General features: G+C 38.5%; 11 protein-coding genes. 2 read left to right on the top strand and 9 right to left on the bottom strand.

The window, feature by feature from the left end; translation table 11 throughout:
• Nucleotides 1-39 precede the first annotated feature (39 nt).
• The 4 genes from D1Z92_RS06545 to D1Z92_RS06530 form a co-directional block, all read right to left on the bottom strand.
• The gene (locus D1Z92_RS06545; RefSeq protein WP_128894864.1) at nucleotides 40-1,314 is read right to left on the bottom strand and encodes an MFS transporter; all 1,275 of its coding nucleotides are present in this window, start codon (nucleotides 1,312-1,314) and stop codon (nucleotides 40-42) included.
• A 120-nt stretch (nucleotides 1,315-1,434) separates the two neighbouring features.
• Nucleotides 1,435-1,944: a hypothetical protein gene (locus tag D1Z92_RS06540; RefSeq protein WP_128894863.1), complete on the bottom strand. Its 510-nt coding sequence runs from the start codon at nucleotides 1,942-1,944 to the stop codon at nucleotides 1,435-1,437.
• Between the two features lie 210 nt (nucleotides 1,945-2,154).
• Entirely contained in the window at nucleotides 2,155-2,577 is a 423-nt protein-coding gene (locus D1Z92_RS06535; protein ID WP_128894950.1) for a DUF350 domain-containing protein, read from the bottom strand.
• Nucleotides 2,578-2,642: 65 nt separating this feature from the next.
• The gene (locus D1Z92_RS06530) at nucleotides 2,643-5,003 is read right to left on the bottom strand and encodes an endonuclease MutS2 (protein WP_128894862.1); all 2,361 of its coding nucleotides are present in this window, start codon (nucleotides 5,001-5,003) and stop codon (nucleotides 2,643-2,645) included.
• Between the two features lie 267 nt (nucleotides 5,004-5,270).
• On the opposite strand from D1Z92_RS06530, the gene D1Z92_RS06525 reads away from it, so the two are divergent.
• Nucleotides 5,271-5,627 (top strand): phage holin family protein, encoded by a 357-nt coding sequence (locus tag D1Z92_RS06525; RefSeq protein WP_128894861.1) that lies wholly within the window; start codon nucleotides 5,271-5,273, stop codon nucleotides 5,625-5,627.
• Nucleotides 5,628-5,691: 64 nt separating this feature from the next.
• On the opposite strand, the gene D1Z92_RS06520 is transcribed toward D1Z92_RS06525, so the two are convergent.
• Entirely contained in the window at nucleotides 5,692-6,033 is a 342-nt protein-coding gene (locus tag D1Z92_RS06520; protein ID WP_128894860.1) for a hypothetical protein, read from the bottom strand.
• Here D1Z92_RS06520 and D1Z92_RS06515 point away from each other — a divergent pair.
• On the top strand, nucleotides 6,011-7,012 hold the full coding sequence (locus tag D1Z92_RS06515; protein ID WP_128894859.1) for a hypothetical protein: 1,002 nt from the start codon (nucleotides 6,011-6,013) through the stop codon (nucleotides 7,010-7,012). The two genes, D1Z92_RS06520 and D1Z92_RS06515, sit on opposite strands and share 23 nt — an antisense overlap.
• A 109-nt stretch (nucleotides 7,013-7,121) precedes the next feature.
• Here D1Z92_RS06515 and D1Z92_RS06510 read toward each other — a convergent pair whose 3' ends face one another.
• From D1Z92_RS06510 to D1Z92_RS06495, 4 genes are all read right to left on the bottom strand, one after another.
• A complete protein-coding gene (locus D1Z92_RS06510; protein ID WP_164931482.1) occupies nucleotides 7,122-8,150 on the bottom strand; it encodes an HBL/NHE enterotoxin family protein in 1,029 nt (342 codons plus the stop codon).
• A gap of 31 nt (nucleotides 8,151-8,181) precedes the next feature.
• On the bottom strand, nucleotides 8,182-9,309 hold the full coding sequence (locus tag D1Z92_RS06505) for a ClyA family alpha-helical pore-forming toxin (RefSeq protein ID WP_128894857.1): 1,128 nt from the start codon (nucleotides 9,307-9,309) through the stop codon (nucleotides 8,182-8,184).
• 42 nt (nucleotides 9,310-9,351) lie between these two features.
• Nucleotides 9,352-10,494, bottom strand: a complete 1,143-nt coding sequence (locus tag D1Z92_RS06500) for an HBL/NHE enterotoxin family protein (RefSeq protein ID WP_128894856.1) — start codon at nucleotides 10,492-10,494, stop codon at nucleotides 9,352-9,354.
• Nucleotides 10,495-10,671: 177 nt separating this feature from the next.
• Nucleotides 10,672-11,799 (bottom strand): ClyA family alpha-helical pore-forming toxin, encoded by a 1,128-nt coding sequence (locus tag D1Z92_RS06495; protein ID WP_128894855.1) that lies wholly within the window; start codon nucleotides 11,797-11,799, stop codon nucleotides 10,672-10,674.
• Nucleotides 11,800-12,273 lie beyond the last annotated feature (474 nt).

Genomic DNA, 12,273 nt, shown 5'->3' with positions numbered 1-12,273 from the left:
CCTTTTTTATTATTTATCTCATTTTGCTTTGGGTGGTACTTATTTCTGGCTTCTTCCTTCGTATGGTTTAAATGGCTTCACATTTCGCTCATGTTGATCCAACAAATTTCTCATAAACATCCAAGCCACGAGTGGCGTACTACCAATAATTAAAATAAGCACGGTCATAATCAATGCGTTGTTTTGTCCAAAAATAGCCAGCACGATGATAAATAATACAGTGCCTAATATTCTTCCAAGATTTAATCCTGTTTCTCGCAATACGACGTATTCTACACGATGCTGCGCGCTTTCCTGCGTCTTCCCAATGATATCAAAGACAGATGAGGTCATCGGAACGACAAAGTAAGGTAAAAATACGGCGGTACCAATGCCAAAAATGAGAATGATAGGATAAGACAGTGCGATAAATAACGGTAAAATAAAAGCGATTAATGCAATCGTCCCTAGCAGCATCAACAAACTACGGTTTGAAGGCTTTAAAATTTTACCTGCTACCCAATAACTGACGAGGGCAACACCAGAAGTAACGAGGGAGAAGTTACCGAGTCTTAGTTCACTACTGGTCGCCTTAAACACTAATAGCGCAATGAGAAAAGCAAATACACCTTCTCTAAAACCTTGAGCGGTTAATGCTGGCATTACTTTTCGCCAAACGTTCCCTTTTTCCCCCAACTGTCTAAACCCATGAAACCATTCATAATGGTCCTGCACTTCTCGTTTGGTAAGGAAAAAACTAATGACCGCGGCAACAAAGAAAATACCTAACGACACAGCAAATATAAACATATATCCCACTTCATCCTTCATTTGCGTAATGATAATACCCGATATCCAAGGTGCAAGCATGCCGGCTAATGAGCTAAGCAGCCCTGCCCAGCCGTTGAACTTATCTCGATTATCTCTATCCGTTATTTCAAAATAAACGACATTGAATGCGAGCCAGAAAAAACCTGCCGCTATCCCTTGCAATGCACCAAGTAACAACACGTAATGAATCGCCTTCTCTTGCAACAGCAAAATGAGTAAATAAAAAGCCCCCGACAATACGACACCTAGGCGGAGACTATTCATTTTGTTATATTCCTTCACCCATTTCCCAGCTAGAAAAAAGGTTAGTGCCCCTGCAATTTGATGCGACAACGCAAAAGAGGCTATAGTAATGTAGTTGTTGGAAATTTTCCATAAGTACACATTCACGAACGTAGAAGAGAGTGCTGTAGCTGCTGCATGCAGCCCTTGCACGATGAGTAAAAGTATGGCTTGTTTGCCGAATTCATTTGCATGATGTAACTTTTTTGCAGATTTATCCATGAAGAAATGCACACCTTTGCTACTCTCTTTGTAACACAAGGTTTAGCTTCCCCAAAAAACGAAATTATATAGCAATGATCATTTACTGGAGTATTATCATGTATATAAAACTTAAATACTTTATCCTTTTTGTTTCAGCCGCTGCATTAAGTCAGCACGATCTTCCGTAGATAAGTACGTTTTCTGTTGAAAACAGTGAGGACATAAAAATACATCCATATGGTATGGAGCAACGAGAAAAGGCGTTTGCAGCTGTTCATTGCTTTGGAAAGTGTCCGCTGTTACTTTTTGTTGGCCAGTAAAGATCATTTGCTCCTCGCAGTCTTTACATAGTGCGTATCCTTCTGTTTGCTGCAAGCTTTGATCTACATACGTTTCATATACTTCTAGTTCTTCCTCATCATTCTCACTCATAAAATCTTCTTCTAAGAAAAATAGATCTTCTTCTTCACTTTCTTCATGATTCTCGACGGTGTTTTCTTGTTCCGTAGCATCCTCTTCTTCCATCTCCATTGGAATTTGCATACTTTTATAATCACCGAGTTCGTTTTCGCAATGTGGACAAGTCGTTTCCGGATTTTTCTCATCCATCATGATTTCTGTTTGGCACCACTGGCACACTGTTTGCATTTATATATTCTCCTTCTTGTATTTCTCCAATTTATTTTTCAATTTGGTTTATCATTTTTTATATTCCATCACTTACATTAAATAAAAAACACCTACAATAAAAAAAATAGCAGCACAACATAATAAAGATCCCCATAAATATTTCACGCGTATTACCCCTTTCTATATCAACAACATGATATCAACAACATGAACATCAACGATGAATAATTAAGGAATACTTGCACCTATAACTAAAGATAGGGATACGGAAAGCAACATGGCAATTAACCCTACAGCTTTGTTCCCTTTCTCTAGTTCTTTATCTACCTTAAATACTGGTGTTAAAAACTCAAAAATATAATAAGCAATGAGAAGCAGTAAAAAACCGAAAGAACCCCATATAAGCTCATGATAAATAGATTCTGGTTTTTGAATGAGAGCAAATCGAAAAATAATACAAATACCAATGATTTTTCCTACTATAGCCATGGAAACTGCAACATTTCCTTGCTTTATTTGCTCCCAATCTTTATACCGTGTCACTAATTCAAAAAAAGATATAAAAATAACAAGCGCTAAAATAGATACAGAAAAGACTGCTAGTGTCTCGAAATAAGGGTTGGTAAGTAGCTTGTCTATTTGTTCATTTATGACACGATCACCCATCACTTCTACACACCTCTCTTTAACCAAAATATACAGATGCGTTACTTTATCTATTTCAATTGAGCAACGGTAACACCTGAACCTCCCTCGCCATATTCACCTAGGCGAAGACTCTTCACATATTTGTGCTTTCTTAAGTACTGTTGAATTCCATTCCGTAGCACTCCCGTGCCTTTTCCGTGAATAATGTGCATTTGATTTAAGTTTGAAAGCACACACTCATCAATGAAACGATCTAATTCAATATATGCTTCTTCCACATTTTTACCTCTTAAATCAAGTTCCATTTGTACAGGGTCATCAGCAGCACGTTTTAATATAGCAGAGCGGCTTGCAGTGGATTGTTCTTGTTTTTTCTTCTGTATAAGCTCTACTCCGTCTTTGCGTACTTTCATTTTCATAATGCCAAGCTGGACGGTGAGTTCTTTTTCATTAATAACATCTATCACGAACCCTTTTTGATTAAACTGTTCTACAAACACTTCGTCTCCAGCTTCGATATTGACCTTTTGGTTGTTTTTCTTTTTCGGTTTTGGTGCGGCTTCTTTTTCCGGAATGGCTTCTTCTAGCTTTTTCTTCGCTTGTATTAATTTGTGTTCCTTCATACTCGTCTGTTCTTCCAGTGCAAGTTTACGAAGGTCTTGAATGATGCTTTCAGCTTCTTTTTGCGCTTTTTTTACTAGGTGTGCTGCTTCATCTTGTGCTTTGTTCATCACTTTTGCTCGCATTTGTGCTTGGCTTTCTTTTTCACGTTCCAATTCGTGACGCAGTTGCTGAAGCTCCGTTCTGATTTGCTCTGCTTCTTTTCTTTCTGCTTCAGCGGTAACCCGATTTTCTTCTAAGTTAGCGATCATCGTATCCACTTTTTGATCTGCATGGTTTACTTTACTTTTCGCATCCAAAATAATGTCCTGCGATAAACCTAACCTTTGTGCGATATTAAAAGCGTTACTACGTCCAGGAATACCAATTAATAAGCGGTAAGTAGGACTCAGCGTGTCCACATCAAATTCCATGCTCGCATTGATAATGCCTTCTCTATCATAGGCATATGCTTTTAGCTCGCTGTAATGCGTTGTAGCAATGAGGCGACACTGCCGCTTATAAATGTGCTCAATAATGGAAATTGCCAACGCTGCACCTTCTGTAGGGTCGGTTCCCGCTCCTACTTCATCTAGTAGAATCAAACTATTTGGTGTCATTCTCTCTAAAATGTGAATGATGTTCGTTAAATGACTGGAGAATGTACTTAAATTTTGTTCAATACTTTGCTCATCACCAATATCGGCATAAACACCTTCAAATACACTGATTTCACTACCATCTTCCACAGGAATAAATAATCCTGACATCGCCATCAGAGATAACAGGCCTACCGTTTTTAACGTGACGGTTTTACCACCTGTGTTCGGTCCTGTAATAAGCATCGATGTGTACGTGCCACCAAGCTCGATGCTGCATGGTACGACATCTTCTATACGGATAAGCGGATGGCGAGCTTGTTTTAACTTCAGATATCCTTGATCATTTACTTTCGGCAACGTAGCTTGCAGCGTATTGGATAATTTGGCTTTGGCAAAAATAAAATCAATGTGCCCGATCATATCTAAATTTATGTGAAGATTGTCTTGTTCCTCTTCAATAAGATGGGAAAGTTGAATTAAGATTTTTTCAATCTCTCTTTCCTCTTTCAACTTCCATTCTTTCAATTTATTATTCATATTCACGATAACTTCTGGCTCAATATATAATGTGGCTCCTGAAGAAGATTGATCATGAATAATACCACCAAAATGAGACCGATACTCTTGTTTCACAGGAATAACATAACGTTCATTACGAATCGTTAAAATACCATCCTGTAATTTCTTTAACGTATTGGGCGATTTAATCATCTGCATTAATTTATCACGCACTCTGGATTCACCAAGACGCAGTTCTCTTCTAATTTGAGCAAGTGCTGACGTCGCATGATCGACGATTTCCCCACTCTCATTAATACATTGCGTTATGGCTTGCTCCACATGTTGCAAGTCTTGCATCTGTGTCCATAAATGCTCTAAAATAGGCAGTTCTTTTTCTTCCACTGCGTTCAAAAATTTCACTAGTCGTTTTCCAGCATAAATTACATTCGCAATATGAATAAGTTCTTTGGGATTTAACATGCCGCCAATCTTTGCTCGTTTCAAAGCTGGCACGATATCTTCTATGTTGCTAAATGGTGGATGTCCTTTTAAGCGAATGACTTGGCTTGCTTCTTCTGTTGCCTGTAATCGATGATTCACTTCATCTATATGAGACAAGGGCATGAGCGCTGCAACCCTTTGCTTTCCAAGGAAAGTGGATGCTTGTTGTGCAAGCTTGTCCATTATTTTATGATACTCTAATTTCCTTAATACTTTGTTGTCCAAACCGAATCCCTCCTTGCTGCCTATATTATATCCAATTGAGTTGTAATAAGCTAATTTTTTTAGTGGAATGAACGTGCACAAGTCATTTTTCATTCATTATTACATATTATCTGCTTAATTAACAAAGTATAAATGAATACAGAAATAAACAAGGTAGAGAATTAATACGAAATAAGTTTACATCTCAGTAGCAAGGGGATAAAGGTGAATGTCAATATTTCTCCATCTGGATAGTGGTAATAAGTTTTTATATAAGGAGGTGAGTGCATGGGAATTGTTAGACATATTTTTCGCTTTATTGTTTCCGCTATTGTCTTATTGTTTGTCAGTTGGATTGTTCCTCAGTTTTCGATCGGTGGATTCTTTAGTGCATTGTTTTTTGCTGTCGTTATCGCACTGATTGGTTGGGGAGTGGAATCTTTACAAGGCGGGCGTAGAATTACTCCTTTCGGAAGAGGAATTGTCGGATTTATTATTAGTGCGGCAGTCATATGGGTGTCACAATTTTTTGTCGGCAATGTAGATGTTACGATTATAGGTGCGCTTTTAGCAGCACTTGTTATCGGTTTATTGGATTTATTTTTCCCAATCAGTACCCCTTTTCGATCCGCAAAAAGCAGGTAAATGGGAAAAAGACAGGCAGTTGTTGATGACTCACTACCTGTCTTCTTTTTTGTTCACATTTTGACTATTTGTATGTTTCATTGGTTTCAAACTGTTCCGCTAAATTATACGCTGTTTTGGGATCATATCCCATTCCTAATAAATAAGAAATAATACCTACTTCAGTCATAGCATGTTTATAACTCGTTTTTTTAGCTTCCTTCATGCCATACTCTACCCACGGGCTAACTTGGTCTAGTATCATCGGTAAACTAGCATGAGGCATATTACTATGTTGATCTGCTGATAGCGGAGACACCATATTTGGTGCTTGGTTCGGCATCATGCCAAATGGCGATACCATGTTCGGTGCTTGGTTCGGCATCATGCCAAATGGGGATACCATGTTCGGTGCTTGGTTTGGCATACCTCCAAATGGCGATACCATATTCGGTGCATTCGGCATCATGCCCGCTGGCGATACCATATTCGGCTCATTCGGCATCATGCCTGCTGGCGATACCATATTTGGCTCATTCGGCATCATGCCTGCTGGCGATACCATATTCGGTGCATTCGGCATCATGCCCGCTGGCGATACCATATTCGGTGCATTTGGCATCATGCCTGCTGGCGATACCATATTTGGCTCATTTGGCATCATGCCTGCTGGCGATACCATATTTGGCTCATTTGGCATCATGCCTGCTGGCGATACCATATTTGGCTCATTTGGCATCATGCCTGCTGGCGATACCATATTTGGTGCATTTGGCATCATGCCAAAAGGGGACACCATATTGGGCTCATTCGGCATCATGCCTGCTGGCGATACCATATTTGGCTCATTTGGCATCATGCCTGCTGGCGATACCATATTTGGTGCATTTGGCATCATGCCAAAAGGGGACACCATATTGGGCTCATTCGGCATCATGCCTGCTGGCGATACCATATTTGGTGCATTTGGCATCATGCCAAGAGGGGATACCATATTCGGCTCATTTGGCATCATGCCAAGAGGGGATACCATATTCGGCTCATTTGGCATCATACCAAAAGGGGATACCATATTTGGGGCGTTTGGCATCATACCAAAAGGGGATACCATATTCGGCGCGTTCGGCATCATGCCAGCTGGGGATACCATATTCGGCGCGTTCGGCATCATGCCAGCTGGTGACACCATATTCGGCGCGTTTGGCATCACACCTGCTGGCGATACCATATTTGGGTTTGCGGTTAGCGATGTATACATGTTGGCATTTGCTGCATTCATAGCATTCAAATCATACATATCATCTGCATCATTGCCATTTCTCGCATTATTTGACTCATCCGGGGAAACTTTTTTATTATTCTCCTTCATCACACTGCTCCTTTTCTTTCAATTCATAATAGGCTAATATAACGTATGCATCTTCTAAACTATATGCGCCTATATATAAAAAATAATTAAAAAGGGTTCTTGGTGATAAAAATTTCTGATGATAGGTAGTATGATTATTATTGTTTTTAATTCAATATCTCGGCGTAAGAAACAATGTCTTCCCAACTATCTTTGGCTGTATTGAGATTTGGTATAATGAAGATGAGTCCAAGTTCTTGAATATCTGCTAAACTGTCAAACAAGGTAACAAATTTAGCGTCCATGAATAGCCATTCTGTATTCAGTTGCTGCAGGGATTCCAAAACACTTTCGACTGATGTTAAAAATGAATGAACGACACTATCCATCAACTTTAGCGCGCCCACTTGTGCCATGGCTGCATTAAGTTCTGCTTGCTTCTGACTTAACTTTTCTTTATCCTTCTTCAGATTAATAGAAGCTGTAATGACTGCGGGTAATCCAAATATGCCACCAATCGCGCCAACAGAAATAATCGCTTTGTTCTTTTCTATAGATTTTTTCAAATTAGATATCTCTTTATTCAACGTCTGGATGATGGCGTTCTCGCCTTCCAATTGAAGGAGGATAGCGTCTGATTCTTTTTTAAATTGCCGTACATCGCTAGACAAATCATTTCGATAATCACTAAATGATGTAATTAATTGTTCCACACTATTTTTTTGTATCCCAATTTCGCTTTTCAAGATGTTTAATTCGTTTTGTACACTTTCCAAATCATCATCGTTTGCAAACGTAACTAATGCATTGTAATGATCAAGAAAGGTTGCTCCATATTGAATAATTTGTTGATTCGTGCTTTTCACCATTGGTCTTACATCATTGGACCACTTGCTCATATGCACCGTTGCAATTTTAAACAGAGAAGATGGAAATGCTGTTGTAGCCATACTTTGTTTAAGGGTATGTTCTCCTGCACTCATCACATCGTATTGCTGCTGGATATCTGATGACAACATATCCATATGAATGAGATGAGAAGCCGTATCAACCATAATCTGTTCTATGTTTTCCGATGGTGTAAAGTAATCTGTTTCATCCACTGAAGTTGCTTCCTCAGCAAAGCTATGGAGTGGATGTGCGAATAGATTCAGTAATAACAGTATGCTAAAAATAATCATGAACGTAGATCTCATCTCATTCACTTCCCTTTCTATCTCTATATTTTTAAATATCTTCTTCCGCATATCCAATATCTAAATATAAAGTTTGAGCAAGGTCACTAATATCTTGCCAGCTATCTTTCGCTGTTTCTAGATCCGCAATGACGAATATACCGCCACCTGGTTCAATATCTTCTACATGATCAATTAAAGTCGCATATTTTGTATCCATAACAGTCCATTGTAACTTTAATGTCTCTAAAGCAGTGATGGCACCGTCAATTTGATCTTTCAAATCTCTAACTTGGTTTTCCGTAAGGGTTAACGCAGCAACCTCTGCTCTTAAACCTGTCAATTGTTGCGTTAAATTTTTCAAAGCGTCTTTTTTCTCCTCCAAGTCTTGCGCTGCTAAGGCTACTGCAGTGGTTGCCCCTCCTAAGATAACCGTTCCTCCAACAATTAATTTGGCTCCGGCACCGCCAGCCCAAATACTTAACACTCCAGCTGTAATAATCGCTACGCCAACCAGTTGACCTACGGCACCACCTGCAATGATGCCAATATCTCTATCAATGGCTTGATTAACCGCATTAATCTCATTTTCAATGGAGGTAATTAAAGCATCGTCTCCACTTAATATAGCCGTAATCTGAGCAGCATCCTGAGAGAAGTTTTGAGAGTCAGTGGATAATTCTTGTCTGAAATTTTTTAATATGGTGATAACATCTTCTACTTCTTCCTTATTCTCTACTACATCACCTCGTAGCAAGGTTAACCCTAAAGCCGCCGTCTGGGAATCTCCAGTTTCCAATCTTTGTTTAATCGTACCGAAGTAATTTTGATACTTTGTATTGTATCCAATAATATTTTGGTTCGTTTGCACTAAATGCGGTTTAATATCATCCAACCACTCGTTGGCATGACCTCGAGCAAGGTTCAAATGTTGTGCTAGACTTTTATTCAAGTCCACTTTATCTGAGCTTTCAATTTCTGACAGAGCAAAATTAGGCTGTTTAATTAATGTCATTGCATACGTATCCATGATGAGCGTGTTAGCTGCAGTGCTATTCATTGCTTCTTCTAAATTTTGTGGTCCTGCACTTCCTATATCATCTGCGTGCATAGGCATCGCCGTAGTGAACATGACAATGAAACTTAACGATGCAGCTCCTAATATTTTTTTCCAATTCATTGATTATTCCTCCTTTTTTTTAAAACCATTTTATGAAGAAGTTTACTCATTATCTTCTTCGTAGTTCATTTGTCCAAAGCTAGTGATGTGATTTGCTTTTTCCGCTAAATCATCCCAGTTTTGTTTTGCTTCCGTTAACTGTTCCTTTAAAAATTGACTATCGACATCTACACCGTTGTTCACGTCATCAATAAACTGTGCAAATCCATTACTCACTTGTAACCACGTTTGTTCCAAACCATTTAGTGCTGTAATGGCATCATCAGTACCATAAACAAAATTATCTACCTGGGCTTGAAGTAGGGCTAGTGATGCCGCATTGTACTCAGCAGATGTTAATGCTACCGTTGCGTCTTTTAACTCGTTCTTCAACTGTATCACTTGGTCCGTTGCATACCCAATCGCTATACTTCCACCAGCTATCGCTGTGACTCCACCTATAATGATAGCGGGAGAGGAGGGATTGCCACCTGCAAGAAACAAACTAGTACCGACTACAACCAACGCAACTCCACTTACCACAGAGACAGCACCGCCTGCAATCACCTCAAAGTTGGTTTGTAAATCGTTGTTTATAGACTCAATTTGATCTTGAAGTGCTTGAATTGTTCCTTCTTCATCATTCAGTAACTGCTCTGCTTCTTCTGAATCAGATTTAAAATTTGCATGATCTAATTGAAGCGCGTTGCTATATTGCTGGAAGTTATCACGTAATCGGTGTAATTGTTCATAATTCTCATCAATTTCTTCTTTTAATTCATTCATGCCTAACACAAAGTTTGCTTTATCCTGCTCGCTGCTACTTACTGTTGAAGCTAATTCCAACAAAATAGGAAAATAGTTATCAAATTTATTGCTAAAGCTAACAATATTTTCATTATTCTGAATTATTATAGGTTGAATGTTATCTAGCCAAAACACAGCATTATTCCTAGCTGTAGTCTGGTGCGATGCAAGCGTAGGTATTTGTTCCAACTCAATGTTATGTTGTTTTAACAAACTTAAAGCGTATGTTTTCATCAATATGAGCTGTGTTCCCATTGCTTCCAATTCTGTCGTAAGTTCACTTGAAAATAACTTATTTGCCTCATTTACATCTGCCGACACATGCTGTGCAGGTACAATACTATAAATGACAACAGCGAGTATAAGTAGACTAATTCCTATTCCCTTTTTCCATATCATGTAACAAAACCTCCATTAATGTCTGTCATTTCTTTTCATCTAATCAGTTTGTAAGAGAAGTTGTATTCCATGACTCACCTCATTTCGCCATGTTTTCAACACCATTATAAAAATATGACCATTACATGATCATTACAGAAAACTGGAAAATGAACTCATTCATTAGAAAATATATTTTTAAATTTCTTCTTCCGCATATCCAATATCGAAATATAAAGTTTGAGCAAGGTCACTAATATCTTGCCAGCTAGCTTTCGCTGTTTCTAGATCCGCAATGACGAATATACCGCCACCTGGTTCAATATCTTCTACATGATCAATTAAAGTCGCATATTTTGTATCCATAACAGTCCATTGTAACTTTAATGTCTCTAAAGCAGTGATGGCACCGTCAATTTGATCTTTCAAATCTCTAACTTGGTTTTCCGTAAGGGTTAACGCAGCAACCTCTGCTCTTAAACCCGTCAAATGTTGCGTTAAATTTTTCAAAGCCTCTTTTTTCTCCTCCAAGTCTTTCTGTGCTAAGACTACTGCAGTCGTTGCCGCTCCAAAGATCACCGTTCCGCCAACAATTAATTTGGCTCCTGCACCGCCAGCCCAAATACTTAATACTCCAGCTGTAATAATGCCTACTCCAACCAATTGACTTAGTGCACCTCCTGCAATGATGCCAATATCTTTATCAATAGCAGAATTTACCGCATTAATCTCATTTTCAATGGTGGAAATTAAAGCATCATCTCCACTTAATATAGCCGTAATCTGAGCAGCATCCTGAGAAAAGTTTTGTGAGTCAGTAGATAAATCTTTTCTGAAATTTTTTAATATGGTGATAACATCTTCTACTTCTTCCTTATTCTCTACTACATCCCCTCGTAGCAAGGTTAACCCTAAAGCCGCCGTCTCGGAGTCGCCACTATCCAAACTCTGTTTAATCGTACCGAAGTAACTTTGATACTTTGTATTGTATCCGATAATATTTTGATTGGTTTTTACTAAATGAGGTTTAATATCATCCAACCACTCGTTCGCATGACCTCGAGCAAGGTTCAAATGTTGTGCTAAACTTTTATTCAACTCTACTTTATCTGAGTTTTCAATTTCTGTAAGCGTGAAATTAGGCTGTTTAATTAACGTCATCGCATACGTGTCCATGATGAGCGTGTTAGCTGCTGTGTTGTTCATCGCCTCTTCTAAACCTTGTGGACCTGCACTTCCTATATCATCTGCTTGCATAGGCATCGCCGTAGTGAACATGACGATGAAACTTAACGATGCAGCTCCAAATATTTTTTTCCAATTCATTGATTATTCCTCCTTTTTTTAAAAAAACCACTTTTCGAAAATTGTAAGTAATTTGAAAATTGAAATAAATTAGATTACATCGTATTTAGGCAATAAAAAATCCATTACAATGGATGAACAGTTGGTTTCCTGTCCAAATCCAACATAAAGGAGTCAAACATGTACAATACACTATTTATGCAATGCTAGTGAGCTTGTAAAAGAGTTGTATTCCATGACTCACCTCATTTCGCCATGTTTTCCATACCATTATAAAAATATGACCATTACATGATCATTACAGAAAACTGGAAAATGAACTCATTCATTCCATTTGTTTTTCCTCATACCCAATGTCTAAATAGAGATTTTTGTACGACAGTGCTAAACATTAATGAGGCACTAAGCGTTGCCACGCCTAGTGCTCTTTTTTATTTCATTATTTACTCCTCCTTATTTTGAAAAAATCTTAAACCTTTCCATCATCTCCTTATA

Source organism: Longirhabdus pacifica (assembly GCF_004115085.1).
Classification (GTDB): domain Bacteria; phylum Bacillota; class Bacilli; order Paenibacillales; family DSM-105158; genus Longirhabdus; species Longirhabdus pacifica.
This window is presented reverse-complemented; position numbering and strand designations above follow the sequence as displayed.

Excerpts from the sequence above, each read along its gene's own strand:
- D1Z92_RS06510 (WP_164931482.1), bottom strand. The coding sequence starts at position 8,150 with ATGAGATCTACGTTCATGATTATTTTTAGCATACTGTTATTACTGAAT.
- D1Z92_RS06500 (WP_128894856.1), bottom strand. The coding sequence starts at position 10,494 with ATGATATGGAAAAAGGGAATAGGAATTAGTCTACTTATACTCGCTGTT.
- D1Z92_RS06520 (WP_128894860.1), bottom strand. The coding sequence starts at position 6,033 with ATGCCAAACCAAGCACCGAACATGGTATCCCCATTTGGCATGATGCCG.
- D1Z92_RS06525 (WP_128894861.1), top strand. The coding sequence starts at position 5,271 with ATGGGAATTGTTAGACATATTTTTCGCTTTATTGTTTCCGCTATTGTC.
- D1Z92_RS06505 (WP_128894857.1), bottom strand. The coding sequence starts at position 9,309 with ATGAATTGGAAAAAAATATTAGGAGCTGCATCGTTAAGTTTCATTGTC.
- D1Z92_RS06540 (WP_128894863.1), bottom strand. The coding sequence starts at position 1,944 with ATGCAAACAGTGTGCCAGTGGTGCCAAACAGAAATCATGATGGATGAG.
- D1Z92_RS06545 (WP_128894864.1), bottom strand. The coding sequence starts at position 1,314 with ATGGATAAATCTGCAAAAAAGTTACATCATGCAAATGAATTCGGCAAA.
- D1Z92_RS06515 (WP_128894859.1), top strand. The coding sequence starts at position 6,011 with ATGTTCGGTGCTTGGTTTGGCATACCTCCAAATGGCGATACCATATTC.
- D1Z92_RS06495 (WP_128894855.1), bottom strand. The coding sequence starts at position 11,799 with ATGAATTGGAAAAAAATATTTGGAGCTGCATCGTTAAGTTTCATCGTC.